This is a genomic window from Nocardiopsis alba (genome assembly GCF_000710955.1).
GTDB classification, from domain to species: domain Bacteria; phylum Actinomycetota; class Actinomycetes; order Streptosporangiales; family Streptosporangiaceae; genus Nocardiopsis; species Nocardiopsis alba.
Genome location: NZ_BAZE01000013.1, coordinates 86,040 through 112,224 on the forward strand (window position 1 = coordinate 86,040; position 26,185 = coordinate 112,224).

A 26,185-nucleotide genomic window follows, 5' to 3' on the forward strand; every position below is an offset into this window, starting at 1 on the left:
ACTCAGGCGGGGTCCAGGGCGCGCAGACGTCCGTCGCGCATCTCCAGGATCCGCGCGACCGTCCCCAGGTGTTCGGTGTCGTGGGTGACCAGCAACGTCGCCACCTCGAAGGTCCGGGCCGCCTCCTCGATCAGCTCCATGATCCGCGCCCCACGGTCGTGGTCCAGAGCGGCGGTCGGCTCGTCGACCAGCAGAGCGCTCGGACGTCCGACCAGGGCCCGTGCGATGTTCACCCGCTGGCGTTCTCCACCGGACAGCCGGTGCGGGTGACGGTGTTCCTTGCCCGCCAGACCCACCGCGGCCAACGTCTCCATCGCCGACGCCCGGGCCTCGCGTACCGATCGGGCCCGCATGTGCTCGGTGACCAGGAGCTGATCCACCACGGTCAACGAAGGGATCAGGTTCGGCTGTTGGAAGACGATCCCGACCTTCGACAGCCGGAGCGCCGCCAGTTCCCGGGGCCGCAGCCCCAGGGTGTCCACGTCGCCCACGGTCACACGTCCCGAGTCGGGGCGGATCAGGGTCGCGGCCACCGCCAACAGGCTCGACTTCCCCGAACCGGAGGGGCCGATCACCGCGGCCAGCTCACCGGGGGCCACCCGGACCGACACCCGGTCCAGGGCGGTCACCATCCCGTCCCCGTCGGGGTAGGTCAGGGTCACGTCGTTCAGTTCCAGGCTCATCGGACGCCTCCCAGGGCGGTCAACGGGTCGACGGAGGTGATGCGGCGGACGGCCAGCGCCGCGCCGAGCATGCCCAGCACGACCATGGCGGCCACCGGGCCGACCGTGGTGGCCACGGTCGAGGAGAAGGGGAGAACGGAGCCGGCCAGAGCGCCCAGCCCCACCCCGACGGCGCCACCGGCGGCGGCGCCCGCGAGCAGGACGATCAACGCCTGGGCCAGGGCGTCGCGCAGCAGGTAGCGGGTGGACCCGCCCAGTGCCTTGAGGATCGCGATGTCCCCGGCGCGCTGGATCGTCCAGACGGTGAGGAACGCTCCGATCACCAGGGCGGAGATCGCGTACAGGAAGGCCTGCATGGTGACCAGCGAACCGTTCTCGGAGGAGAAGGACCCGATCGCGTCCAGACTGTCCGCCAGAGGCACGGTGACGGTCCCGGCCGCCTCGTCGGTCGGCGCGGTGTCCGTTCCCGAGGCGAGGCCGAGGGCGACGACGTTCGCGACGTGGGCGTCCGCGCCCTCGGCGTGCCGTAGCCGCGGATCGATCTCCCGCCAGGTCTCGATGTCGGCCCACACCGCCGGGGTGTGGCTGTAGGAGCCGGTGGGCGCGACGGCGTCCACGGTCAGCTCCGTGCCTCCCACGGTGACGGTGTCCCCCGAGGCGATCCCGTACTCCTCGGCGAGCTCCTCGCCCACCACCAGCCCGTGCGCCGTCGTTCCCGGGACGGACGCGAGCCGCCCTCCGGAAGGGGCGCCGAACAGGGCCACGGCGGCACCGTCCCCGTTCGAGAGTTCGAGCCGACTCTGGGTGACGCCGAGCGGCTCCGCCCACTCCACCCCGTCGGTCCGGGCCCAGGCGTCGACCTGGGCCCGGGTGACGGTGCTGTCGGCGTAGGACTCCTCGGGGGCCGCCTCGCCGGAGGTGCCGAACACGATGTGGCTCGCCGGAAGTCCCTTGATCGCCGAGGTGGACTGGTCGGCCAGGCCGGCGGTCAGCCCCGACAACAGGACGATGAGCAGGGTGATCAGAGCGACGACGGAGCCCATCAGTGCGAATCGCCCTTTGGCGAATCGGATGTCACGAAGTGCGACGAACACGGCGGCCCTCCTTTCGAAGACACGGGCGGTGCTCGGGCACCGCGGTGGACGTGTTTCCAGCCTGGTCGTCGGGGGAGCCGTCGTCATCGGGCGAACGGAGCGTTCTCGGACGGGGAGAGGTGGAGCGCGAACTCCATCGAACGGTTGATGCCGGAACGGCGGCCCCCGTCGTACGCTGCGGTGATGCGGTACAGCACGGAGGGACGGGCCGAGCCGCCCGGGGTGACGGCGGTGCTCAGGGCGCTACGACTGCTGTTGCACGCCTGCTTCCTCTTCCTGCTCGGGTGGGCGACCGTCCGCTACGCGGCGGGTCCGCTCGAAGGGGGCGGGGCCCACCCGGCGTGGATCCGGTGGTCGGTGCTCTGCGGGGCGATCCTGCTGGGCCTGGTCTACTGCCTCGGCGCCCTGGCCGTCCGGCACGGCGCGCACCGCGTCCTCTCCCTGGTGTGGCTGGCCGCCGTCACCGCGCTGTGGGCCCTCCTGGCCTGGGCGGATCCGGATTTCGTCTGGCTGGCCTTCCCGCTGTACTTCCTGCACCTGCATCTGCTGCGCGGAGCGCACTCGGTGGTCGCGGTCGTGGTCATCACCGGGACGGTGGTCCTGGGGCAGGCGTTGCACCAGGGGGACCTCACCGCCGGGATGGTGCTGGGACCGGTGCTCGGCGCGATGTTCGCGCTGGCCATCGCCGCCGGGTACACGGCCCTGTACCGGGAGAGCGAACGGCGCCGGGAGCTCATCGACACCCTCACCAGGACCCGCGACGAACTCGCCGCGTCCCAGCGCCGCGCCGGGGTCCTGGACGAGCGCGAACGGCTGTCCCGGGAGATCCACGACACCCTCGCGCAGGGGCTGTCCGGCATCGTCCTGTTGTTGAGATCGGCGGAGAACGCCCTTCCGGACGATCCCGATCTGGCCGTCACCAGGATCGCCGAGGCCAGGGAGAGCGCCTCCGACAACCTGGCCGAGGCGCGCGGGTTCGTTCGGGACCTCGCCCCGCCCTCGCTGACCGGGGCGAACCTGCCCGAGGCGCTGCGCCGACTCTGCGCCGTGGCGACCCGTGCCGACGGGGTCGAGCACCGTTTTCGGCTGGACGGCGCCCCCGTCGAACTGCCCCCGGGCTACGAGGTGGCCCTGCTGCGGGCCGCGCAGGCCGGGCTCGCCAACGTGGCCGCGCACGCCCACGCCACCACCGTGGTGGTCACCCTCGGGTACCTGGACGAGGAGGTCACCCTGGACGTGTACGACGACGGTGTGGGGTTCGTGCCCGAGGAACAGGGGCCCCGGCCGGACGGGACCGGTTACGGGATCGCCGCCCTGCGCGAACGCGTGGCCGCCCTGGGCGGAGCCCTGGAGGTCGAGTCGGCCCCGGGGGAGGGCACCGCCGTCGCCGTCCGCCTGCCGTTGACCATGGAGGAGAGCACGTGACCGAACGCCCCCTGCGCATTCTGTTGGTGGACGACCATCCGGTCGTACGCCACGGACTCAAGGCCATGTTCGCCGAGATCCCGGACATGGGCGTGGTCGCCGAGGCCGCGGACGGGGAGTCCGCTCTCGCCGTACTCCGCTCCGGGACCGAGGTGGACATCGTGCTGATGGATCTGCGGATGGGCGAGGGGATGGACGGGGTCACCGCCATCCGGAACGTCAACGACCTCCCCGACCCGCCGCAGGTCCTGGTCCTGACCACCTACGACACCGACGCCGACATCCTCGCCGCGGTCGAGGCGGGGGCCACCGGTTACATGCTCAAGGACGCGCCGCCGGACCAGCTCCGCGAGGCGGTGCGCACCGCCGCTCGAGGACGGACCGCACTGGCCCCCGACGTCGCCGACCGACTCATGGACCGGCTGCGTTCGCCGCGTCCGTCCCTGAGCGGGCGGGAGCTGGAGATCCTCCGGTTGCTGGCCCGAGGGCTGTCCAATCGGGCCATCTCCCGGGAGTTGTTCATCAGCGAGGCCACGGTCAAGACCCACCTGGTGCACGTGTTCGACAAGCTCGGCGTGGACAACCGGACCGCCGCGATCACCACGGCTCTGCGGCGCGGCGTCATCCGGGTCGACTGACCCCGGGTCCGGTCCGTCTCCCCGTCACCCGTTCCGTCCTCCTCACACGCGGGCGCGGTCGTGGCGGTCCAGGAAGTCGCGCACCAGGGACAGCCAGGCGTCGGGGGCCTCGTCGGCGATCAGGTGGCCGGACCCCACCTCGGCGTACTCGGCCCCGGGGATGCCCTCGGCGAGTTCGCGCGAGGCCTCCGGGGGGACCAGACGGTCCAGGGTGGTGGCCACGACCAGGGTGGGCACGGTGATCCGGGGCAGGTCGTCGCGGGTGTCCACCGAGGCGGCCAGGTCCACCTGTTCGGGGCTCCCTTCAGGTACGAAGCCCTCGGCGGCGCGCAGCCGAGCCGTCAGTTCCTCTGCGGAGAGCGCCTCCAGGGTCGGGGCCCCGGCCGCGACCAGGGTGGCGAAGCGGGCCAAGAGCGCACGGTCGCCGTCCAGCAGCTCCCGCCACAGGCCCAGGGTCAGTCGGGTCCGATGGTCGGGGCGGGCGAACCCCGCCGTCAAGACCAGCCCCTCCACCCGGTCCGGGTGCCGGGTGGCCGCGCGTACCGCCACCGCGGTCCCCAGGGAGTAGCCGAGGACGGTGAAGCGTTCCACCCCGGCGCCCACGGCGGTGGCGACGAGGGTGTCGGCGACCGTGTCGAGGTCGAGAGGGGAGGCGGAACGCGGTGTGGCGCCCGCCCCGGGCAGGTCGGGGCCGACCACGGTGTGCGTGCCGCGCAGGTCGGCCATGAGCGGACCGAAGTTCGCCTCGATGCCGCCACCGGCCCCGTGGGCGAGGAGAAGGCCTGGTCCGGAGCCCTCGATCGTGTACGAGTACTGTTCGTTCATGGGTGTGAAGCTAGATCGTCACACCGGTGTGAGGGTCAAGGTGAGGTGGGCCACGGCATGCGGATCGGTGAGCTGTCCGAGCGTACGGGCGTCAGCCGCAGACTTCTGCGCTACTACGAGGAACAGGGGCTGTTGGAGTCCACGCGTTCGCTCAACGGATACCGGGTCTACGAGGAACGCGCCCCGCGCGTGGTCCTGCGCGTCCGGGCCCTGCTGGACATGGGGTTGACCACCCGCACCATCGCCTCGGTCCTGCCGTGTGCACGGGAGGGCTCGGAGGAGCCGATCGACCTGGAGATGTGCCCGGACCTGCTCGCCACCATCCGCCGGGAGGTGGCCGCGCTCGACGCGCGCATCGACGAGCTCGAACGGAACCGCGACTCCCTGTCCCGGCTGGTCCGCGTCTGATCGTCGAAGGGCGCGGAGAGGGGCGGGCCCGAGGACCCGCCCCGGGGCTCAGCCGGTGATCTCGCCGCGCTCGATCGCCGCCAGTCGCCGGGTCTCCACGTCGGCGACGAGCAGGTCGACCATCTCCTCGGTCACGCCCTCCCCGAAGGTGGCCAGGGCGACGATCGGCAGCGAGTCGGCCATGCGCATCAGTTCTTCGGGCACCGCGTCCAGCCCCTCCATGCCCGCGCGGATCTCGGCCAGGACCGGGCCGCCGATCGGGTGCGAGCTCCACTCCTTCAGGGTGGAACGTCGGGTCAGCGCCGGCGCGAACCGGTCGCCGGAGGTCACCGCCTCACCGGTCAGTCGTATGTCCCGCGAGGAGGCGCCCACCGACACCGTGTACGTGCCCGCGGCCAGGGACCACCGTCCGTGCTCGGGGTCCCAGGTGGACAGGTCGCGTCCGGTCAGCGGCAGTTCCACCCGGGCGCTCTCGCCGGGTTCCAACGCCGTCTTCGCGAAGCCGCGCAGTTCCCGGACCGGGCGGGTCGGGTGGCTCTGGGGCAGGCCGACGTACATCTGGGCGACCTCCTGTCCGGCCCGTCCACCGGTGTTGGCGACGGTGAACGCCACCGTCCACGCGTCCCCTCCGGTCTCCGTCACCTCCAGGTCGGAGTAGGCGAACGTGGTGTAGGTGAGCCCGTGACCGAAGGGGTGGGCCACCGGTCGGTCGAGGGTGTCGAAGTACCGGTAGCCCACGAACACCCCCTCGCCATAGCGCACGTGTCCGTGCTCTCCGGGGAAGTTCAGGTAGGACGGGTGGTCGGACAGGCGCAGCGGGACGGTCTCGGTGAGCCGTCCGGACGGCGACGCCGCTCCGGTCAGCACGTCGACGACGGCGGCGCCGCCCTCCTGCCCGGGCAGCCATCCCTCCAGGACGGCGTCGGCGTCGTCCCGCCAGTCGGCCACCGACACCACACCGCCGTTGGCCAGGACCACCACGACCCGCTCGCTCACCCGACGTACCCGGGCGAGCAACGCGAGCTGTTCGGCGGGCAGGTCGATGTCGGTGCGGTCGAAACCCTCGGACTCCAGGGATTCGGGGAGCCCCAGGAACAGCACGGCGACGTCGGTCTCCTCCGCGAGGGCGACCGCCTCGTCGGCGAGACCGGGGGCGTCCGTCCCGTCCAGGGTGAACCCGGGAGCGAACCGCACCGCCCCCTCCGGCAACGCCTCGCGGAACGCGGCGAGGGCGTCGGTCACCCGGGTCGGCACCACGTGGGAGGAGCCGCCGCCCTGATAACGGGGGGTGCGGGCGAACTCGCCCACGACCGCGATCGAGAGTCCCGGCTCCAGGGGGAGGGCCCCGTTCTCGTTCCTCAGCAGGACCAGCGCCTCTCGGGCGGCCTCGCGGGCGAGCTCCCGGTGCGCCTCGTGTTCGGGGGGCCGTGAGGTGTCGGAGGACACCCGTTCCTGGAGCCCGCGCAGCCGTTCCACGACGGTGTCCAGGACCGATTCCTCCAGCCGTCCCTCGACGACGGCGTCGACGATCCGCCGGTCGGTCCCGCTCGGCGGCATCTCCAGATCGAGGCCTGCGCGCACCGCCTCGACCCGGTCGACCACGGCGCCCCAGTCCGAGACGACCACCCCGTCGAAGCCCCACTCCTCGCGCAGCACGGTGGTGAGCAGCCACGGGTCCTGGCTCGTGTACACCCCGTTGAGACGGTTGTAGGAGCACATCACCATCGCCGGAGCGGTGGTGCGCACGACCTCCTCGAAGGCCGAGAGGTAGATCTCGCGCAGCGTGCGCTCGTCCACGTCGGAGCTGGACCGCATGCGGTCGGTCTCCTGGTTGTTGGCGGCGAAGTGCTTCACGCACGCGCCCACGCCCTCGGACTGGATCCCCTCCACCAGGGCGGCGGCGATCCGCGCGGTGACGTGCGGGTCCTCGGAGACGTACTCGAAGTTGCGCCCGCACAGGGGGGAGCGCTTGATGTTCATGCCCGGTCCCAGCACCACGTCCACGCCCATGGCGCTCGCCTCGGCGCCCAGGGCGGCGCCGACCCGTCGTACCAGTTCGGGGTTCCAGGTGGAGCCGAGGGCGACGGCCGGAGGGAAGCAGGTGGCGGGCGCGCTGCCGGCGATGCCGAGATGGTCTCCCTCCTCGGTCTGCTGTCGGATCCCGTGCGGTCCGTCGGTCAGGTGCAGACGGCGCAGGACCCCCGGGAGCGGGGTGGTGTGCCAGACACCGGAACCGGAGGTGACGGAGGCCTTCGCGATCAGGTCGGGGGAGGGGGCGTCACTGCTCATACGTGCCTTTCGTCGGTGGACGGGGCGCTCGGCGGGGTGATGCCGAGGGTGCGCAGGAAGGAGACGACCGCGGCACGCATGTCGACGGCGCCGGGGTCGAGGAGCCACTGGACCTGGAGCCCGTCCTGGAGGGCGATGAACTGGCGGGCGGCCAGCTCGGGGGAGGGGCCCGCGCGGTCTTCGAGCAGGGCGGCGAAGGCCGGGACGAGGTGTTCCCGCAGGATCCGGTAGCGACCGTAGAAGTAGGTGTGCGCCGGGTGGGCGGGGTCGGTGGCCTCGGCCGACAGGTTGACGTAGAGCGAGACCAGCCAGGGGGTGCGGGTGTTGCGTTCGACGATCCGGACGAGGTTGTCGATGAGTTCGGCGGGGCCCAGGTCCGGGTCCAGTACGAGCGGGGCGTCGATCTCGTCGCGTCGGCTCAGCACATGGATGAGGGTGGACTCCTTGTTCGGGAAGTGGTGGAGCACCCCCGAATGGGTGAGGCCCGCGTGCGCGGCGATGTCGCGGAGGGAGACCGCCCGGTAGCCGGACCGGGAGAAGAGTTCGGTGGCGGAGTCGAGGATCCGCCGCCGCGTGCGTTCGCCCTTGGGCTCGTGTCGTGGGCTCTCGGTATCGGTCACGGCACTCCTCGCGGGTCGTGCGTGGCGGCCCCGCCGGTGTCGGCCGGCGGCCGGCCACGAACCTACCACTTGGTCGAATTGTGACGCCAGACACTCGAAGCTTTCTTTGCGGGCTCTCGGACCCGCCTTGGTGCGGCGGGGCCCGGTGGGCGAGGCCGGGCCCCGGAGATCACCGGGCCGACCAGACGCCGGTGCCGACCGTGCGGGAGACATAGGCCTCGAAGCTCCCGGCGGGGCGTCCCAGGGCCCGCTCCACACCGTCGGCGATCCCCGTGTTGCGCCCGTCGAGGACCTCCCCGAACAGGGCGGCCAGGCCGGCCGCGGCCTCCTCCGGAACCCCTTCGGCGACGGCCCCGGCGACGAACGCCTCCGGGGGAACGCTCACACAGACCACCTCGCGACCCGCCGCCGTACCCACGACCTCGGCGGCCTCGGTGAAGGTCAGGGCCCGTGGTCCGGTCATCTCGTACAGTCGTCCGCTGTGCCCCTCCTCGATCAGGGCCCGCGCCGCGGCCTCGGCGACGTCGTCCAGGTCGACGAAGGGTTCGGGCACGTCCGCCACGGGCAGGGCCAGGACCCCGGAGTGGACCGAGCCCAGGAAGAAGCCCTCGGAGAGGTTCTGGGCGAAGAAGGCACAGCGCACCACGGTCAGCTCGGGAAGGACCGCGCGCACCTCCTCCTCGGCGCGTCGGGCCAGGGGCTCCCCGCGGCCGGACAGCAGGACCGCCCGTCGTACGCCGTGCGAGACGGCGCGCGCGGCGAACGCGGACACGGTCTCGGCGGCCCCGGGCAGCGCCAGGTCGGGTGAGTAGCAGAGGTAGACGGCGTCGACCCCCTCCAGGACGGCGTCCCAGGTGTCGGGGGCGTGCCAGTCGAAGGGAGGGGTGTCGGTCTCGGCGTGCCCGGACCGGGAGGCGATCCGAGGGTCGACGCCGCGCTCGGACAGAAGGCGGGCGACACGGCCTCCGGTCATGCCGGTGCCGCCGGTGACGAGGACGCGTGCGGTGCTGTGGTTCGTTGTCATGTCTCCACTACAGCGGAGAAGACTCGTACGATCCATGGTCTATGAACCGGATTCCATAAGAGAACGTCCGGATCTACTCTGAGTGCATGGACCCTCTCGTGCATCTGCTGGACGGCCCCCGGGCCCGCGGCGCCTTCACCCTGCGCGCCGTCATGAGTCCCCCCTGGGCCATCGATATCCGTGCCGGGGCCGCCCTCGACCTGATCGTGGTGACCTCGGGGCGTCTGTGGTTGGCCACGGGCGCCGAACGGATCGAGGCGGGGCGCGGCGACGTCGTCCTCGTCCGAGGTCCGGAGCCCTACGTGGTGTCCGACCGCCTCGGTCGTCGCCCCGACATCACCATCGAGCCCGGGCAGCGCTGTGTGGCCGCCGGAGGTGAGGAGGTCCACCTCACGATGGGCCACGGTGTCGGGACCTGGGGGAACGATCCCGACGGTGAGGACTCGATGGTGATCGGCGTCTACGAGGACGCGGGAGAGGTCGGCCGTCTGGCCCTGGCCGCCCTGCCGCCGCTGACCCTTCTGCCGTCCGGTGCCGTCGAGCCGTCCCTGGTCGACCTGCTGTCCCGGGAGGTGACCACAGAACGGGTCGCCCGGGGCGCGCTCAACGACCGGCTGCTCGACTGTCTGCTCATCATGGCGGTCCGGGCCTGGCTCGAGACGCACCCGGACACCGGCCCGAACCGGCTCGGCGCGCGACACGATCCGATCGTGGCCCGGGCCCTGGACCTGATGCACGAACGCCCCGAACACCCCTGGGGATTGGAGGCGCTGGCCGCCGAGTGCGCGGTCTCGCGGACCACTCTGGCCGCCCGCTTCCAACGCGCGGTCGGTGACCCTCCCATGACCTATCTGCGCTCTTGGCGGCTGGCCCTGGCCTGCGACCTGCTCGTCGCCGAACCCGCGCTGGGGCTCGAATCGGTGGCCGCGCGGGTGGGGTACGGAAGCGCGTTCGCGTTCAGCGCGGCCTTCAAGGCCCACCGCGGGGTCAGCCCCTCGGAGTACCGAAGGGACCGCGCGGCCTGACCGTCGATCGAAGGAGGGCGGCGGGCCGGGGCGCCGGCCCGCCGAGGCGAGGCTCTGGTATCACAGGTCGGGGGTGTATCCGGAGGAGTCTCCGACCAGGGAACGGCTCGTGCTTCCGTCCACCCCTCGGGGGAGGTCGCCCGCGACGGTGATCCGGTGCATGAGACGAGGGTGGTCGCCGTAGTCGGCCACCGCGTAGTGCTGGGTGGCGCGGTTGTCCCACACGGCCACGTCGCCCTCGCGCCAGGTCCAGCGCACGGTGTTCTCCGGTCGGGTCACCCGCTGCTGGAACAGTTCGAACAGGTACTGGAAGTAGGCCGGGGAAGCGCTGGGCGAAGTGGCCGAGGAACAGGGCCCGCTCCCCGGTCTCGGGATGCACGCGCACCACGGGGTGCTCGGTCTTGTAGACGGTGGAGACGAACGCGTCGCGGTATCTCTTCAGGTCGCCGGTCGGTTCCCGTTCGGGGGCGACGGCGGCGTAGTCGTAGTCGTTGCCGTGGACGGCGCGCAGCCCGTCGGCGAGGGCCCTCAACGGTTCGGGCAGGTCCCGGTAGGCGGTGACCGTGTTGGCCCAGGTCGTGTCGCCGCCGTGCGGGGGCAGGTGGACCGCTCGCAGCACGCTCGCCTGAGGGGGGCGGTCGACGAAGGTCACGTCGGTGTGCCAGCTGTCGGCCCGGCCCTTCTCGGAGTCGATGGGAAGGACGTGATGCTCTCGCCCGAAGGTCGCTCCGGTGGTGGGGTGCGGGGTGGTGAGGGGGCCGAGGAGGGAGGCGAAGCCGGCCTGGGTCTCGTCCGTGAGGTGGTGCTGGTCGCGGAAGAAGATCACCTTGTGGGCGAGGAGGGCCTCGCGGACCCGTGCGAGCGTGTCCCTGTCCAGGTCGGGGCCGAGCGCCACACCGGTGATCCCGGCGCCGACGCGCCCGGTGAGTCGACGGACGGTCGTGGTCGTGGTGGTCACGGTGGTGCTCCGTTCGTGCGGGGGTGCGCGGAGGTCACCTCACGCGTCCGGTCGCGGCCCGTTCGCGGGGAGTGTCTCGACGGTAGGGTTCCGATACGGTTGAAGTCAACCGAATCAGTAGGAAATTCGAAGAGGGCGATTCCTCCGATTAGGCGGGGTCTTCCGTAGGATGCGGGTCAGTGGACCCGTCTCCTGAGGAGAGCGCGCATGAGCGACCGGACCCAGGCCTTCGCAGGCCTCGCCGAGAACTACCGGGCCCACCGGCCGGGCTACCCGGACGAGATCCTGACGACGCTGCGCGACCACGTGCTCGACGGGGTCGGGCCGGACGGCGTCCGGCTCCTGGTCGACGTCGGATCCGGCACCGGGATCTCCACCCGCGCCCTTCGCTCCCTCTTCGGGACCGGTCCCAGGGTGATCGGAGTGGAACCGGGGGACGACATGCGCGCCGCCGCCGCGGCCGAGGGCGGCGAGGTCGAATACCTGAACGCCCGGGCCGAGGAGATCCCGCTTCCGGACGCCTCGGCCTCCCTGGTCCTGACCGCGCAGGCCCTGCACTGGTTCGACCGCCCCGCCTTCTACGCCGAGGCCGCCCGCCTTCTGGAGAGGGGCGGGAGTCTCGCGGCGCTCGCCAACGACCGTGACCTGGACTCCCCGTTCATCGACGACCACGAGAGTCTGCTCGAACGCCACAGCCCCGGTTACGACCGCCACTATCGCTCCTACGACCTGGTCGGCGAGTTCTCGGCGGTCCCGGGTCTGACGTCGGTGGTCGAGCGCACCCGGTCCTGGGTCGGGGAACTCACCCCCGAGGGCTACCTCGGCATGGCGATGTCCTCCAGCAGGGTGGCGGCCGCCGTACGCGCGGTCGGTGAGGAGCGCGTCCGTTCCGAGCTCGAGGCCATCGTGGAACGGAACTTCCCCGACGGTCGGGTCCTGATGCCCTACGTCACCCGTCTGGTCCTGGCCCGCCGCGACCGTGGAGCGACCGACGGTCGGTGAGGTTTTGCGTGATACGTCCCCGCCGGTGACGTTGGGCAGAGCCGTCCTCGGAAAGGCTTCTCCGGACGGGGTCCGTGGTCCACGGGCCGACGACCGGCGACGACAGGGGAACGCACACCCATGGCGCAACTGATCGTACTCGGGGTGGCCGATCGCGACACGGCCGAGCAGGCGCTCGACATCGCCTCCGACCTGAACAGACGGGAACTCCTCCAACTCGAGGACGCGGCCTACGCCTACAAGGACCACAAGGGGCGCCCCCGGATCCATCAGACGGTGAACCTGACCGGATACGGAGCCGCCGGCGGGGCACTGTGGGGCACCCTCATCGGACTGCTGTTCCTCAACCCGCTCCTGGGGCTGGCCGTCGGCGCGGGCGCCGGAGCCGTCGCGGGCAGGCTCACCGACATCGGTATCGACGACGACATGATCAGGGAGATCGGCTCCGAGCTCCGACAGGGCCGGGCCGCGGTGTTCCTGCTCTCCTCCGACGCCACCATCGACCGGGTCGTCGAGGCCTTCCGGCCGCTGGACCCCACCGTCCTCCAGACCAACCTGTCCAGGGACACCGAACAGGAGCTCGTCGAAGCGCTCCGCTCCTGAGGCCCCGGGCCCGAGAGCCCGTCCACGCCGCCGGCACGAGCCACTCGGGCCGGCGGCGCACGCCCGCCTCGGCGCGAACGCCTTGGCCGACAACTGGGTCGGGCGTTGCACTCCACTGAACGCCCCTCCGTGATCATGGTCGTGCGCCCGGACCCGCCACCGCCGTTCGGCCTCGGCCCGACGAGGAGAAGTGATGACCGGTAACGGACACGAGTACACGGACCCCGACGACCCCGTCGGCTCCGAGCCCGCGAACCCCGTCACCGACGACTTCGCCGACGCCGATCGCGGTTTCGTCGCCCGTCTGGAACCGGGTGTCGTCAAGGACGACCGGGGGCGGGTCGTGTGGGACACCGGCGCCTACGCCTTCCTGGAGGAGGAGTGCCCCGACACCGCCAACCCCAGTCTGTGGCGCCAGTCCCGACTGTGCGCCAAGCAGGGGCTGTACAAGGTCACCGAGGGCATCTACCAGGTGCGCGGCCTCGACCTGTCCAACATGACCCTGGTCGAGGGGGACCAGGGCGTGCTGGTCATCGATCCGCTCATCTCGGCGGAGACGGCCCGCGCCGGTCTGGAGCTCTACCGGTCCCGACGCGGCGACCGTCCGGTCAGCGGGGTGATCTACTCGCACTCCCACGTCGACCACTTCGGCGGGGTCGGCGGGGTCACCGAGGGCAACGTGCCCATCCTGGCCCCCAAGGACTTCATGGAGAACGCGGTCTCCGAGAACGTCTACGTGGGGCCGGCCATGGCCCGCCGTGGCCTGTTCCACACCGGCGCGCGAATCCCGCCCGGGCCGCGCGGCCAGATCGGCGTGGGGCTGGGGCAGGCCGGATCCACCGGCACGGTCACCCTCATCGCGCCCAACCGGGCCATCACCCGTACCGGCCAGGAGGAGGTCGTCGACGGGGTGCGCATCGTCTTCCAGATGACGCCCGGCACCGAGGCCCCGGCCGAGATGAACTTCTACTTCCCCGAACACCGGGCCCTGTGCATGGCGGAGAACGCCACCCACAACCTGCACAATCTGCTGACCCTGCGCGGGGCCCTGGTGCGCGACGCCCGCGCCTGGTCCGGCTATCTCGACGAGTCCATCGAACTCTTCGCGTACGACTCCGACGTCCTGTTCGCCTCGCACCACTGGCCCACCTGGGGGACCGAACGCCTGGTCTCCTTCCTGAGCCTGCAACGCGACCTCTACGCCTATCTGCACGACCAGACCGTGCGGCTGATGAACCAGGGGCTGGTGGGGGTCGAGATCGCCGAAAGCCTCCGCATGCCGCCCGGTCTGGAGCGGTCCTGGCACACACGGGGCTACTACGGTTCGGTCAACCACAACGTCAAGGCGATCTACCAGCGCTACATGGGCTGGTTCGACGGCAACCCCGCCCACCTGTGGCCGCACCCTCCCGAGGCCGCGGCCGTTCGCTACGTGGAGTGCATGGGCGGCGTGGCCGAGGTGATCCGCAAGGCCGGCGAGTACCGCGACCGGGGCGACCTGCGCTTCGCCGCGACCCTGTTGGACCACGCGGTCTTCTCCAGCCCCGACGACGAGGAGGCCCGCCTGGCCCTGGCCGACGTGTACGAGCGGCTGGGGTTCGGGGCGGAGAACGGTACCTGGCGCAACTTCTACCTCCAGGGCGCAGCCGAGCTGCGAGAGGGGGGCCAGGGGGCGTCGGTACCGCAGGTCACCGGGCTGACCTCGGCCCTGTCGGTGGATCAGCTCTTCGCCTCGCTCGCGATCCGCGTCAACGGCCCCCGCGCCTGGAACGAGTACTTCGTGATCGACTGGGTGTTCACCGACCTGGACACCATCCACCGCACCACGCTCTCCAACGGGGCTCTCACCAGCAGGGAGAAGCCGCGCCGGGGCGAGCCGGACCTGACCGTGACCCTGAACAAGTTCCGGCTGCTGCGCCTGCTCGCGGGCAAGGGGACCGAGGGCATGGTGTTCTCGGGGGACGAGGGGTTGGTGGACCGTCTGATGGGGCTGCTGGACGAGCCCGACCCCACCTTCAACATCGTCATCCCCTGACCCCGCCCGGCGCGGTGCTCAGGCCAGGGGCTTCTTGAAGCCGAGGTGGCTCCCCACGTAGCCCAGGCGCTCGTAGAAGCGGTGGGCGTCCTCTCGGGAGGCGTCGGTGGTCAGCTGGAGCAGCGCGCAACCGCGCTCCCGCGCCTCCCGTTCGGCCCACTCCAGCAGCTCCCGCCCCAGGCCGCGACCGCGCTCGTCGCGTCCCACACGGACCGCCTCGACCTGGGCACGGGTGGTGGCCGTGCGCGAGAGGCCCGGGAGCACGGTCAACTGGAGGGTCCCCACCACGCGGCCGTCCCGGCGGGCCACCACCAGATGTTGGTGGGGGTCGGCGTCGATGACGGCGAACGCCCGCACATAGGGATCGAGGTCGTCGGGTGTCTCCCGCCCCGCCCCCAACGGGTCGTCGGCCAACAGGGCGACGATCGAGGGGACGTCTTCGACACGGGCGCGTTCGATGGTGGGCATGGCCCCGAATCTACGCGGGGGCCGGGGCGGGCACTCAGGCACCCTCCGCCCTCCGTCCGAGGGCCTCGACGAAACGCTCCATGCGCTCCCCGAACCCCTCGGCGTCGCCGAACCACACCGCCACAGCGTCCGCTCCGGCCTCCGAGAGAGCGCGGAAACGCGCCACGGCCTCCTCCAGGCCCTCCTCCTCGCCGCTCCAGGCCATCCGCACCCCGGTCTCCATCGGTCGTCCCGCGGCGGCGAGCAGCCGTTCCCGGGCCGCTCCGAACGCCTCCGGGTCCGGATCGAGCCCCTGCCACTCGTCGGCCCACGCCGCGGCCCTGCGCAGGGCGGCGTCCGAGACCCCGCCCACCATCACCCGGATCCGTGTGTTCGGGCGGGGCTCGAACACCCCTCGCCCATAGGAGTGGAACCGACCCTCGAAGGCCCCCTCACCCTCGAACAGGTGCCGCAGCAGGGCCAACGCCTCATCGGTCCGGGCGCCCCGGGTCGAGAAGTCCGACCCCACCGCCGCGAACTCCTCGCGCGACCAGCCCACGCCCACCCCGAGTGTGAAACGGCCTCCGGACAATCGGTCCAGGGTGGCGACCTGCTTGGCGACGGTGAAGGGGTCGCGCATCGGCAGCACCAGCACCGACGTGCCCAGCCGCACCCTCCGTGTCCGGGCGGCCAGGTACCCGAGGGTGACCAGGGGCTCGTACACCCCGCCGAAGGTCCGGCCGTAGGGGTGGGGCGGAAGCAGGTGGTCGGGCAGCCAGAGGGTCCGTGCCCCGAGTTCCTCGGCCCGCACCCCCAGATCGACCAGGGTCGATACGGGCATGCCGGGGGACTCGTCGGGCAGGACCACCTGGAGACGGGTACCGCTCGTGGACGGGGTCGGCTCGCTCATGCGGCGACGGTAACCCCTGCCATCGGTGTGAGGGTCAAGGCCGGGCGGGGCTACTCTCCGGGAAGGGTCAGGTCGGCGACGAGGGCCCGGTGGGTGGTGCCCTCCACGTCCAGGAAGTCCAGACCGTCCACGGCCGCCCGGTGGTCCACCAGCACGTGGTCGAGGGCCACCTTGGGGACCGGGGAGCCCACCGGCCAGGTCCCGGTCAGCCCCTGCCCGGTCACGTCGGCCGCGTCGACGTACCCCTCGAACACGACGTGGCGCATCGCCGCGTGGTCGAGGGTGGCGTTGAAGTCACCGGCGAGGATCCGCGTCGCGTCCTCCGCCGCGGGAGGGAGCATGAGCAGGCCCCACTCCCAGGCCTCCATGCTGGAGGGCCGGCGCGGCGACATCGGATGGACCGACACCACCTCCACCGGGAGCGCGGTACCGGGGACCTCCAGGGACGCGTGGGGCATGGAGAGGGAATCGATCTCGCGACCCGGGTCGCCCACGGGGGTGAGCGGATACACCGAGTGCACGGTCCCGCCGGCCGCCGCCGGCGCGGAGTGGTCCATCGCGTACGGCAGCACCTCGGCCAGGCCGGCCTCCTCCAACCCCGCGTACAACTCCGGGGTGACCTCCTGCAGGGTGAGGACGTCCACCTCGTGCTCGCGCGCCAGATCGACGATGGTCTCCGGGGCGACCGCGCCGAAGTGCGTGTTGAGGGTGAGCACCCTCAGCTCGGGGCCCGGAACCTCGGGAGGGATCGGCCCCTCGTCGATGAGTCGGGGCAGGATGGGGACCGCCAACAGCGCGAACGCGACCATGGCCGCCCCGGCCGCCGCGAACCGCCTCATCAAGAGGAAGGCCACCACGAGGACGGGGATCGTGAAGAGGACCACCGGCGCGTAGGCCATCAACGGCACCAACGGGAAACCGCGCTCCAACCCGACCATCCGGAGGCCGGCGAACAGGAGAAGACCCACGGCGACCGCGACCACCAGGCCGCTCACCCACTTGTTCCGGGGCCGGACCCCGTGGGGCGGGGCGTCGGAACGTCTCGGACGGAACGGCGGCATGCGCTTCTCCCAGGGGATCGGGGGATCGATACCGGAGTGGGACGCGGGCACAGGGCACGTGGTTCCGATGTGAACATCGGAACATCGGGTGAGCGGACGGCCCATGACGGGTATCGGGGGAGGAGACGCCCCCGGACGCTTCGGGAAACGGGCCGAGACGCCCGTTGGTCAACGTTCGCGGTCCGGGGCTACGCTCGAGGGCGCGGCCGAGCCCGCACGCCCCACCACCTCGCACTCAGGGGGAACACCATGCCCGTCTCCAAGGAAGTCCACCTCGTCGCCCGTCCCATCGGAGAACCGACCCCAGCGGACTTCGCCCTGGTGGAGACGACCGTCGCCGACCCCGGTCCGGGCCAGGTCCTGGTCCGCAACGACTGGATGTCGGTCGACCCCTACATGCGCGGTCGCATGAACGACGTGAAGTCCTACGTCCCGCCGTTCCGTCTCGATCAGGCCATGGAGGGCGGCGCGGTCGGCACCGTCGTCGCCTCCGAGAGCCCCGAGGTGCCGGTGGGCGCCACGGTGCTGCACTTCCAGGGTTGGCGCGAGTACGCGCTCGTGGACGGCGCCCACGCCACCGTCGTCGACACCGAGGCCGCGCCCGCCCAGGCCTATCTCGGCGTGCTCGGCATGGTGGGCCTGACCGCCTACGCCGGGCTCACCGCCGTCGCCGGCCTCCGGGAGGGCGACGTCGTGTTCGTCTCCGGCGCCGCCGGGGCGGTCGGCAGCCTCGCGGGACAGATCGCGAAGCGGCTGGGCGCGTCCAAGGTGATCGGCTCCGCGGGCGGCCCCGAGAAGGGGCGTCGCCTGCTGGAGGACTTCGGCTACGACGCGGCCATCGACTACCGGAACGGAGACCTGGAGGGGCAGCTCGCCGAGGCCGCGCCCGACGGGATCGACGTCTACTTCGACAATGTCGGAGGCGACCATCTGCGCGCCGCCGTCCAGGCGATGCGCGTCCACGGTCGGGCGGCCCTGTGCGGGGCCATCTCCGTCTACAACGCCACCGAGCCCGTCCCCGGGCCGGACAACCTCGCCCTGCTCGTCGGCAAGAGGATCCGGCTCCAGGGCTTCCTGGTCGGCGACCACGGGGACCTCGCGGGCGAGTACCGCGAGCGGGCCGCCCGCTGGCTCGCCGAGGGCGGTCTGCACGCGGAGGAGACCGTGGTCGACGGGATCGACCACGCGGTCGACGCGTTCCTCGGCATGATGCGCGGAGCCAACACCGGGAAGATGCTCGTGCGCCTGTCCTGAACCACCACGCCACCATCCCCATCGCGCCACGGCGGTCCTCGCCGCGGCGCACGCCCCATCCCCATCGAAAGGCACGACACCCTTGCAGTACGTCACGCTGAACAACGGCCTCACCATGCCCCAGTTGGGTTTCGGCGTCTGGCAGGTTCCCGACGATGAGGCCTACGCCTCGGTCAAGACCGCCATCGAGGTCGGCTACCGCAGCATCGACACCGCGCGGATCTACAACAACGAGGAGGGCACCGGCCGCGCCATCGCCGACTCCGGCGTGGCCCGTGAGGACATCTTCCTCACCACGAAGCTGTGGAACGACGACCAGGGCTACGACAAGGCCCTGGCGGCGTTCGACGCGAGTCTGAAGCGTCTGGGCACCGACTACGTCGACCTGTACCTGATCCACTGGCCGACGCCCGCCCACGACACCTACGTCGACACCTGGAAGGCGCTGGAGCGGATCCTCGCCGAGGGTCGCGCCAAGGCCATCGGCGTGTCCAACTTCACCCCCACCACGCTCGAGCGTCTACTCGGCGAGGCCGAGGTGACCCCGGCGATCAACCAGATCGAGCTGCACCCCTACTTCTCGCAGGGTCGGATGCGCGCCCTCAACGCGGAGAAGGGTCTGCTCACCGAGGCCTGGAGCCCGCTGGGCCAGGGCAAGGGGCTGCTGGAGGACCCGGTCCTCGTCGAGATCGGCGCCGCCCACGGCAAGTCGGCCGCCCAGGTGGTGCTGCGCTGGCACCTCCAGCTGGGCAACGTGGTGATCCCCAAGTCCGTGACCCCCGCGCGGATCCGGGAGAACTTCGAGGTGTTCGACTTCGAGCTCTCCGCCGAGGAGATGGAGCGGGTCGCCTCCCTGGACGGCGACGGCCGGATCGGCCCGGACCCCGACGAGTTCAACTAGTCGGGCGGGGCGTGTTCCGCCTCACTTCTTCGCGGGGTCCCGCGTGCCCTCCGGCGCGCGGGACCCCGCCCCGTTCGACCCTTCGGAGGGGGCGGAGCGGCGCCCCTCTCATCCGATGACCGGGCCTATCGATCGTCCGGATCCGCCCGCCGTGGAGCGGTCGTATCCTGACTGGACGTCGGTGCGACCGCATGGCCGCTTTCGGTCGGGACAATCCCACCCGTACCAGGGCGAACGCTCCCAACACGGGACACTTCGCTAGGGGTGGGCGGCTCTCGGAGGCGGCCGTTCGACACCGCCACGACGGGGTTCGCGCCCCTGAGTGGCGAGGGGCCGAACAGAGGCGTACAGTCCTCTCTTGGTGCGCCGAGAAGTCAGGGCGGCGAACACCTTTCTCTCTCTACGCGAAACCAGATCCATGACCGTCGTCCCTCTTCGCGCCGCGCGTGTCTACCGCTCGGAGAACTCCGAGCGCTCCGTGCACGCCTGGTGTCACAAAGCCCTGAGTCAGTGGCCCGAACTCGGCCCCCTACCGCTCGTGGAGACCCGTATGGGACCCACACAGGCCTTCCGGGCCTCGGGCGGGAGCGGTACCCCGGTTCTGGTCCTGTCGGGGACCAACCTCAACGCCGCCACCACGGTTCCCGCCGCCCGCGCGCTCGCCGCGGATCGGCCGGTACTCCTGGTCGACCTTCCGGGGCAGCCGGGGCTGAGCTGTAGTCAGCGCACCGCCGGCGCCCGGACCGAGGCCTACGGTGCGTGGCTCGACGAACTCCTGCCGATGATCACCGACCGTCCGGTCATCGTCCTGGGGCATTCCCGGGGCGCGGCCATCGCACTGGCCTCGACCCCGAACCCGCTGGTCGCCGGGTTGCTGCTGCTCAACCCCGCCGGGTTGACCGCGGCCGGTGTCAGCTCGGAGTCGATGCGCGCCACCCTGCCGTGGATGATCCACCCCAACGAGCAGACCAGCAATCGTCTGATCGAGTTCCTCAGTGGGCCGTCCGAGACCGCCTGTGAGGAGTACAGCTCCGAGAGGGAGTGGCTGACCCTGGTGGCCCGCCACTGCCGGACCAACACCACCCCGACCCCGCTCAACGCGGAGGCCTTCCGGGCCTGGTCCACGACCCCGATCACGGTGGCCACCGGCTCCCACGACCGGTTCTTCTCGCCGGCGCGGCTGCACGGCCCGGCGCGGAGGTTCCTCGACGCCGAGGTCCGCACCATCGAGGGCGCCGGACACCTGGCCCTGCACGAGCAGCCGGAGAAGGTCGCCGAGCTCCTCCGCGAGTTCGACGCCTGAGTCGGCGGATCGACCCGCGCGTCCGGTGGAGACCGGACGCGACGGGATCGCCGTCCTCACTCCGTGGTGAGACCGCCCTCCTTCAGGACCCGACGCAGTTCGGGCACGGACGTGAACACGTGTCCGTGGAGACCGAGTTCGCGCGCGGCCGCGACGTTGGCGGTGTTGTCGTCCACGAACAGGACCTCCTCCGGGGAGGTTCCGAGTCGTTCCAGGCACCAGTGGAAGGCGTCGGCCTCGGGTTTGGCGTGGCCGATCCGGCACGACAGCCCCAGCACCGGGAACAGGTCCAGCACGCGCCGGTGCCGTTCCTCGAAGCGGGCGGCGAGTTCGGTGGGGATGTTCGACAGCAGCCCCAGCGGGACGCCGGCGTCGGACAGGCTCCGCACCAGCGCGACGGAGTCCTCGTCGACCCGGGACCAGCTCTCCAGGTCGAGGGCGATCAGTCGCTCGACCTGTTCGGGGGTGAAGGGGGAGCCGAGACGCTCGCCCACGGCCCGCCAGTAGGCGGGGCCGTCCAGGTCGCCCCGGTCGTAGTCCTGACGGGGCGCCCAGTAGGCGGACCAGAAGTCGGACGAGGCGTGGCCGGAGTGGTCCACCATCGTCTCGCGGACGCTCGGCGACTGGTCCATGGCGACCACCCCGAACATGTCGAACAGTACGGTCCTCACGGTTCTCCCCTGGGTCGTGCGGTCGGTGCGGAGCGGCTGCCCGCTCCACGTTAGGACACCATCGGCCGGAGAGTGTCCGAGAGGAGATCCGGGGAGTGGACGTCGGTCCGCCTCCCGCCCGGGTCCCGGAGAGCGGGCCCGGTCCGCGTCGCCCCCGCTCCCCGACACTCCGACGACATCCGAGCGCCGCCCGGCACGCCGAGAGATCGGATACGGTGCCGACGCCCCGGAGAAGGCCCTGGAACCCGCCTCTCCCGCATGACAGAACGGGCGCTATGCCCGAATAAAGTTATTTCTGACAATTCTGGGATGTTTTTTAAAATGCGGTTCTATGTGTCGAGAGCGGGGATTTCGCTCTTCATGTAAGGGTAAGGGGTAAGGGGTAAGTCCCTCTAAGGTGCGTGTTCTCACCCGATGGCGAAGGGGCGGTGACGAGGATCCCCCACCCCTGACGAAAACCCCGGAAACCAGAAAGCAGTCGGCATGTTCGCAAAGCTGGCAGGCAAGCTGGGTATGGACACCAACCCGGCGATCTTCTTCATATCGGCCGCGCTGACCATCCTGTTCGTGGTGTGCGCCATCGCCTTCACCGACACGGTGGACGCGATCTTCGGCGCCACCTCGGGGTGGATCCTGTCCCATCTGGGGTGGGTCTACATCCTCGGGGTGACGACCTTCCTGATCTTCCTGATCTGGATCGCGTCCAGCAGATTCGGGAACATTCGCCTGGGTCCGCCGGACAGCAGGCCCGAGTACGGCAACCTGGCCTGGTTCTGCATGTTGTTCGCGGCGGGCATCGGGAGCATCCTGATGTTCTGGGGCGTCGCCGAACCCATCAGCCACTACGCGAATCCCCCGCAGCAGAACGTGGCCCCGGAGTCGGTCGAGGCCGCCCAGCAGGCCATGGGCTTCACGCTCTACCACTTCGGTCTGCACACCTGGACGATCTTCTGTCTGCCCGGGTTGGCCTTCGCCTACTTCGTCTATCGCAAAGGGCTGCCCTTCCGGGTCAGCTCGATCCTCCACCCGTTCCTCGGGGACGGCATCAACGGGCCCGTGGGACGCTTCGTCGACATCTTCGCGGTCCTGGGCACCCTCTTCGGGGTGGCCGTCACCATCGGCCTGGGCACCATGCAGATCAACAGCGGGTTGAACGCGCTGTTCGGTATCGAGGAGAGCCGCCCCACCCAGATCATCCTGATCGGCATCGTCACCCTCATCGCGGTGATCTCCGTGGCCACAGGATTGGACACGGGGATCAAGTGGCTCTCCTTCATCAACATCGTCATGGCGGTCGGCCTGCTGATCTTCGTGTTCGCCGCGGGATCCACGCTGTACCTGGCCAAGGGGATCATCGAGACCACGGGCGTGTACCTGGACCAGCTCATACCGCTCTCGTTCTGGAACGACACCTTCGGCAACACGGGGTGGCAGGGCAGCTGGACGGTCTTCTACTGGGCCTGGACGATCACCTGGTCGCCCTTCGTGGGCATCTTCATCGCCCGTATCTCCAAGGGCCGCACCATCCGCGAGTTCGTGCTGGGCGTGCTCGCCCTGCCCACCGCGTTCAGCATCGTGTGGTTCAGCGTGTTCGGGATGTCGGCCTTCGACATCGAGATGCACCAGGGCGGCGGACTGGTCGAGGAGGTCGTCGTCCAGGAGGACATCCCGGGGGCGCTGTTCTCCTTCCTGGGACACTACCCTCTGGCCACGTTCGTCTCGGTGATGGCCATCGTCATCGTGGTCATCTTCTTCACCACCTCGTCCGACTCCGCGTCCCTGGTGGTGGACATGCTCTGTTCGGGGACCACGGAGTCGCCCACACGTCAGCGCGTCTTCTGGGGCGTCACCCAGGGTGTGGTCGCCGCGACCGTGCTCACGGCCAGCGGTGTGGGAGGCCTGGACGCGCTCCAACAGACGATCATCGTGTTCGGGCTGCCCTTCTTCGTGATCGGCTTCTTCATGATGATCGCCCTGGTGAAGTCGTTGAAGGAGGAGACGGCGAAAGGGTCGGGGGCGCATCGGCAACGCACCATCCCCCTCCAGGCCAGGTCCAGGAGGATGCGCCGCGATCAACTGCGCGAGCAGCAACGGGAACAACAGCGAGAACAGCAGCGCGACAACGGTTCCGGGGGCGACCACCTCGGACCCGAGGCCAAGGACGACGTCTGAGGGGCCTCGGTCCGCACACGAAAGCCGAAGGGCGGCCCGGTTCCGGGCCGCCCTTCGGCGTGCGGGGTCAGGGGCGGGGAGCGCCCGATGTGATCCCCAGGACGGGCAGCAGGATCTCGTCGACGATCCGTGCCTCGTAGCCCTCGGGCGGAAGCTCCCCGGAATGGTCCAGGGGGTACTTGAGCATCAGGGCCTCGCCGACGTCGACGCTCAGATCGGTGACCCTCGCCGGATCGATCCGGCCCAGGTCGGCGTAGTGCCGTAGCACGATCCCGGTGAAGCGCCCCCCACGAGGCTCGTAGACCTCCTCGGACACGCGTCGAGAGAGCTCGGGTCGGCGCGTGGTCTCGGCGGCCACCGCCAGGAGCACGCGACCCAGGAGCGGATCCTCCATGAGGCCGCGCAGGAGGCCCAGCGCGCGGACGAGGTCCCCTCTGAGGTCGTCCGCCCCGGGGGTGGGGCGCTCCTGCGGATAGTGCCGGTGGAGGGCTTCGAGCAGGATGTCCTCCGGAGAGGCCCAGCGGCGGTAGAGCGAGGTCTTGGCGGTCTCCGCGCGGCGAGCGATCCCCTCCATGGTCAGGCCGGGCAGGCCGGTCTCGGCGGCCTCGGCGAGGACGGCCGTGTGGATGGCGTCGAGGAGTTCTCGTCCGCGTTTGCGCGTGGCCTTGGTGGCCGGTTCCGGCCGCTTCCGGTCGGTCATGGATATCGAGTTCCTAGGAAACGCTTGCGTATCTTATTATCTCAAGGAGATACGCCACCGTATCCAATGAACGGAGATCCCCATGCCTCGAACACCCCTGCCACCCACCACCGAGGTGACGGCGACCCCGGTCGAACGCCGTTCCCTCGCCCCCGACCTGGCGCGCGGCCTCATGCTGCTGGTCATCGCCACCGTCCACGCCCACATGTTCCGGCAGCTCGCGACCGGCGGTGAGACCTTCACCCTGGCCGGCACTCTGGACACCGCCGTCACCGCCTTCATGACGCTCTTCGCCGAGGCCCGCGGCTACCCGATGTTCGCCGCCCTGTTCGGCTACGGGCTCGCCCTGATATACCTGCGACGCACGGCCGAGGGCAGACCCCGGCCCTGGGTCCGTTCCCTGGTGCGCCGGCGCGGTGGGTGGATGATCCTCATCGGGTTCCTGCACACCGCTCTCCTGTTCTACGGCGACGTCATCGCCACGTACGGGCTCATCGCCCTGCTGCTCGCGGGGCTACTGCACCGGAGCGACCACCGTCTGCTCGCCCACGGGTTCGCCTGGGCGTCCGTGGGCACCCTGCTGTACGCCATCGCCGAGGGGCTGCTCGCAGCGTCCGGGGCCCAGACGAGCGCGGTCGAGGTCGACCCGTTGACGGACCTGTTCCTCAGGCTCTCCGCCTGGCCCGTACTGACCCTGCTCATGGTCGGCATCTCCGTTCTCCCCTTCACCGTCGGGGTCTGGGCGGCCCGCCGTCGCCTCCTGGAGGAACCCGAACTCCACCTCCGGTTCCTGCGCCGGGTCGCCGGAGGAGGCATCGCCCTCGCGGTGATCGGAGCGATCCCGCACATGTTCGTCATGATCCGGGTGTGGAACCCCGAACTCCCCTTCCTGATCGGTGCCAAGTGGCTGCACGTGGTGTCCGGGTACGCCGGAGGGTTCGGGTACGCGGCGCTCATCGCCCTGGTGGCGGTGGCGATCGGAGACCGGCGAGGCCCGATCGTGGGGGCCCTGGTCGCCACCGGGCGGCGGTCGATGACCTGCTACCTGCTCCAGTCCGTGGCGTGGGTGGCGCTCTTCCTCCCCTACACGATGAACCTGGCCGAGCGGCTGAACGACGCCCAGGCGGTCCTGGTCGGTGCGGGGGTCTGGGCGGCCACCGTGGTGATCGCCGCCGTGATGGAACGGTTCGGCCTTCGAGGACCGGCGGAGACCTTCCTGCGCCGGATGACCTACGGCGGGGCACGGCGGAAAGCCCCGGTCCCGGTCGCCTCGGGCACCGACGGGACCGGAGACGGGGCACGATAGCCACCGGCGGAAAAGGGGGAGCGGGCGCGCCGGCCGACCGGCCATCATGGAGGGATGACCCTCTCCGACACCGACGAACGCTTCCTCGCCGCCACCACCGACCGTCTCGCCTCGCTCCCCGGGGTGGAGGCGGTCGCGCTCGGCGGCTCTCGAGCCCAGGGCACCCACCGCCCCGACAGCGACTGGGATCTCGCCGTGTACTACCGGGGCGGCGCCGGGCTCTTCGACCCACGTCACCTGCGAGAGGTCGGCTGGGAGGGCGAGGTCTCCGAGATCGGCGGCTGGAGCGAGGGGGTCTTCAACGGCGGGGCCTGGCTGCGGATCGACGGACGCCCCGTGGACGTCCACTACCGCGACCTCGACGTGGTCGAACACGAGATCGCCGAGGCCGAGGAGGGCCGCTTCCGAGTCGAACCCCTCATGTTCCACCTGGTCGGGATCCCCACCTACCTGGTGGTCGCCGAACTCGCCCTCGGTCGGGTCCTGGCGGGCGACCTCCCCGCCCCCGGCTACCCGGAGGCCCTACGCCGGAACGCGCCGCCGGTCTGGCGCGGCTTCGCCTCGGCCACCCTCGCCTACGCCGAACGGAACCACGCGCCCCAAGGGCGGGTGGCCCAGTGCGCGGGACTGGTGGCCCAGGCCGCCGCGCAGGCCGCGCACGCGGTCCTGGCCGGGCGCGGGGTGTGGGCCACCAACGACAAGACGCTGCTCTCCCTGGCCGACCTGGAGGAGATGGACCTGGTGGTCGCCGGTATGACCGCCGACCCCCAGGACCTGCTCTCCGCCGTAGCCGAGGCCGGCCGGATCATCTCCATGACCCGCTGACCAGGG

General features: G+C 70.8%; 24 protein-coding genes and 1 pseudogene. 13 read left to right on the top strand and 12 right to left on the bottom strand.

The genetic code is table 11. The annotated features are described in order from the left end of the window. Positions 1-2: 2 nt before the first annotated feature. Both TR33_RS21610 and TR33_RS21615 read right to left on the bottom strand, forming a co-directional pair. Entirely contained in the window at positions 3-683 is a 681-nt protein-coding gene (locus TR33_RS21610) for an ABC transporter ATP-binding protein (RefSeq protein ID WP_042285075.1), read from the bottom strand. After that, on the bottom strand, positions 680-1,777 hold the full coding sequence (locus TR33_RS21615) for an ABC transporter permease (protein ID WP_042285077.1): 1,098 nt from the start codon (positions 1,775-1,777) through the stop codon (positions 680-682). Before TR33_RS21615 ends, TR33_RS21610 begins: the two co-directional genes overlap by 4 nt. A 183-nt stretch (positions 1,778-1,960) precedes the next feature. Between TR33_RS21615 and TR33_RS21620 the strand changes: the two genes are divergently transcribed. Both TR33_RS21620 and TR33_RS21625 read left to right on the top strand, forming a co-directional pair. Next, positions 1,961-3,202, top strand: coding sequence for a sensor histidine kinase (locus TR33_RS21620; protein WP_017533660.1), 1,242 nt, complete (start codon positions 1,961-1,963; stop codon positions 3,200-3,202). Next, positions 3,199-3,840, top strand: coding sequence for a response regulator (locus TR33_RS21625; RefSeq protein WP_014913445.1), 642 nt, complete (start codon positions 3,199-3,201; stop codon positions 3,838-3,840). The genes TR33_RS21620 and TR33_RS21625 overlap by 4 nt, the downstream gene beginning before the upstream one ends. Positions 3,841-3,882: 42 nt before the next feature. Here the strand turns inward: TR33_RS21625 and TR33_RS21630 are convergent, their stop codons facing one another. Continuing rightward, a complete protein-coding gene (locus tag TR33_RS21630) occupies positions 3,883-4,665 on the bottom strand; it encodes an alpha/beta fold hydrolase (protein WP_042285079.1) in 783 nt (260 codons plus the stop codon). 57 nt (positions 4,666-4,722) lie between these two features. Between TR33_RS21630 and TR33_RS21635 the strand changes: the two genes are divergently transcribed. Further along, complete coding sequence (locus TR33_RS21635) at positions 4,723-5,073, top strand: MerR family transcriptional regulator (protein WP_042285080.1); 351 nt, start codon at positions 4,723-4,725, stop codon at positions 5,071-5,073. A 48-nt stretch (positions 5,074-5,121) separates the two neighbouring features. Here TR33_RS21635 and TR33_RS21640 read toward each other — a convergent pair whose 3' ends face one another. From TR33_RS21640 to TR33_RS21650, 3 genes are all read right to left on the bottom strand, one after another. Then, positions 5,122-7,362: a glycoside hydrolase family 3 C-terminal domain-containing protein gene (locus TR33_RS21640; protein ID WP_042285082.1), complete on the bottom strand. Its 2,241-nt coding sequence runs from the start codon at positions 7,360-7,362 to the stop codon at positions 5,122-5,124. After that, on the bottom strand, positions 7,359-7,982 hold the full coding sequence (locus TR33_RS21645) for a TetR/AcrR family transcriptional regulator (RefSeq protein ID WP_017533664.1): 624 nt from the start codon (positions 7,980-7,982) through the stop codon (positions 7,359-7,361). The genes TR33_RS21640 and TR33_RS21645 overlap by 4 nt, the downstream gene beginning before the upstream one ends. Positions 7,983-8,151: 169 nt before the next feature. Beyond that, on the bottom strand, positions 8,152-9,006 hold the full coding sequence (locus TR33_RS21650) for an NAD-dependent epimerase/dehydratase family protein (protein WP_199806172.1): 855 nt from the start codon (positions 9,004-9,006) through the stop codon (positions 8,152-8,154). Positions 9,007-9,092: 86 nt separating this feature from the next. Here TR33_RS21650 and TR33_RS21655 point away from each other — a divergent pair, with 86 nt between their 5' ends. Then, positions 9,093-10,031 carry an AraC family transcriptional regulator gene (locus TR33_RS21655; RefSeq protein ID WP_041561677.1) on the top strand — a complete coding sequence of 313 codons (939 nt, stop codon included), beginning with the start codon at positions 9,093-9,095 and terminating at the stop codon, positions 10,029-10,031. A gap of 60 nt (positions 10,032-10,091) precedes the next feature. Here TR33_RS21655 and TR33_RS21660 read toward each other — a convergent pair. After that, positions 10,092-10,989, bottom strand: a pseudogene (locus TR33_RS21660) (TauD/TfdA dioxygenase family protein). Between the two features lie 207 nt (positions 10,990-11,196). Here TR33_RS21660 and TR33_RS21665 point away from each other — a divergent pair. The 3 genes from TR33_RS21665 (at position 11,197) to TR33_RS21675 (ending at position 14,629) form a co-directional block, all read left to right on the top strand. Continuing rightward, positions 11,197-11,991, top strand: a complete 795-nt coding sequence (locus tag TR33_RS21665; protein ID WP_042285087.1) for a class I SAM-dependent methyltransferase — start codon at positions 11,197-11,199, stop codon at positions 11,989-11,991. A 120-nt stretch (positions 11,992-12,111) separates the two neighbouring features. Continuing rightward, positions 12,112-12,594: a DUF1269 domain-containing protein gene (locus tag TR33_RS21670; RefSeq protein ID WP_042285089.1), complete on the top strand. Its 483-nt coding sequence runs from the start codon at positions 12,112-12,114 to the stop codon at positions 12,592-12,594. Between the two features lie 193 nt (positions 12,595-12,787). Beyond that, positions 12,788-14,629: an alkyl/aryl-sulfatase gene (locus tag TR33_RS21675; RefSeq protein ID WP_042285091.1), complete on the top strand. Its 1,842-nt coding sequence runs from the start codon at positions 12,788-12,790 to the stop codon at positions 14,627-14,629. Between the two features lie 18 nt (positions 14,630-14,647). Here TR33_RS21675 and TR33_RS21680 read toward each other — a convergent pair whose 3' ends face one another. Genes TR33_RS21680 through TR33_RS21690 form a run of 3 tightly spaced genes read right to left on the bottom strand, consistent with a single transcriptional unit; the run spans position 14,648 to position 17,098 of the window. Then, on the bottom strand, positions 14,648-15,097 hold the full coding sequence (locus tag TR33_RS21680; RefSeq protein WP_042285093.1) for a GNAT family N-acetyltransferase: 450 nt from the start codon (positions 15,095-15,097) through the stop codon (positions 14,648-14,650). A 34-nt stretch (positions 15,098-15,131) separates the two neighbouring features. Further along, positions 15,132-15,986: a TIGR03619 family F420-dependent LLM class oxidoreductase gene (locus tag TR33_RS21685; RefSeq protein WP_042285095.1), complete on the bottom strand. Its 855-nt coding sequence runs from the start codon at positions 15,984-15,986 to the stop codon at positions 15,132-15,134. 50 nt (positions 15,987-16,036) lie between these two features. Next, complete coding sequence (locus tag TR33_RS21690) at positions 16,037-17,098, bottom strand: endonuclease/exonuclease/phosphatase family protein (RefSeq protein ID WP_234305918.1); 1,062 nt, start codon at positions 17,096-17,098, stop codon at positions 16,037-16,039. Between the two features lie 198 nt (positions 17,099-17,296). On the opposite strand from TR33_RS21690, the gene TR33_RS21695 reads away from it, so the two are divergent. The 3 genes from TR33_RS21695 to TR33_RS21705 all read left to right on the top strand — a co-directional run bounded on the left by TR33_RS21695 (position 17,297) and on the right by TR33_RS21705 (position 20,505). Beyond that, positions 17,297-18,301 carry an NADP-dependent oxidoreductase gene (locus TR33_RS21695; protein WP_042285100.1) on the top strand — a complete coding sequence of 335 codons (1,005 nt, stop codon included), beginning with the start codon at positions 17,297-17,299 and terminating at the stop codon, positions 18,299-18,301. Between the two features lie 82 nt (positions 18,302-18,383). Then, the gene (locus TR33_RS21700) at positions 18,384-19,202 is read left to right on the top strand and encodes an aldo/keto reductase (RefSeq protein WP_017533673.1); all 819 of its coding nucleotides are present in this window, start codon (positions 18,384-18,386) and stop codon (positions 19,200-19,202) included. A 418-nt stretch (positions 19,203-19,620) separates the two neighbouring features. After that, entirely contained in the window at positions 19,621-20,505 is an 885-nt protein-coding gene (locus TR33_RS21705) for an alpha/beta fold hydrolase (RefSeq protein WP_014909523.1), read from the top strand. 56 nt (positions 20,506-20,561) lie between these two features. On the opposite strand, the gene TR33_RS21710 is transcribed toward TR33_RS21705, so the two are convergent. Further along, positions 20,562-21,176 carry an HAD family hydrolase gene (locus TR33_RS21710; protein ID WP_042285103.1) on the bottom strand — a complete coding sequence of 205 codons (615 nt, stop codon included), beginning with the start codon at positions 21,174-21,176 and terminating at the stop codon, positions 20,562-20,564. A gap of 483 nt (positions 21,177-21,659) precedes the next feature. On the opposite strand from TR33_RS21710, the gene TR33_RS21715 reads away from it, so the two are divergent. Beyond that, on the top strand, positions 21,660-23,348 hold the full coding sequence (locus TR33_RS21715; protein ID WP_052358225.1) for a BCCT family transporter: 1,689 nt from the start codon (positions 21,660-21,662) through the stop codon (positions 23,346-23,348). A gap of 67 nt (positions 23,349-23,415) precedes the next feature. On the opposite strand, the gene TR33_RS21720 is transcribed toward TR33_RS21715, so the two are convergent. Continuing rightward, complete coding sequence (locus TR33_RS21720; RefSeq protein ID WP_042285105.1) at positions 23,416-24,048, bottom strand: TetR/AcrR family transcriptional regulator; 633 nt, start codon at positions 24,046-24,048, stop codon at positions 23,416-23,418. Between the two features lie 82 nt (positions 24,049-24,130). On the opposite strand from TR33_RS21720, the gene TR33_RS21725 reads away from it, so the two are divergent. Then, positions 24,131-25,354, top strand: coding sequence for a DUF418 domain-containing protein (locus TR33_RS21725; protein WP_017533677.1), 1,224 nt, complete (start codon positions 24,131-24,133; stop codon positions 25,352-25,354). Positions 25,355-25,408: 54 nt separating this feature from the next. Then, positions 25,409-26,179, top strand: a complete 771-nt coding sequence (locus TR33_RS21730; protein WP_042285107.1) for a nucleotidyltransferase domain-containing protein — start codon at positions 25,409-25,411, stop codon at positions 26,177-26,179. Positions 26,180-26,185: the final 6 nt, after the last annotated feature.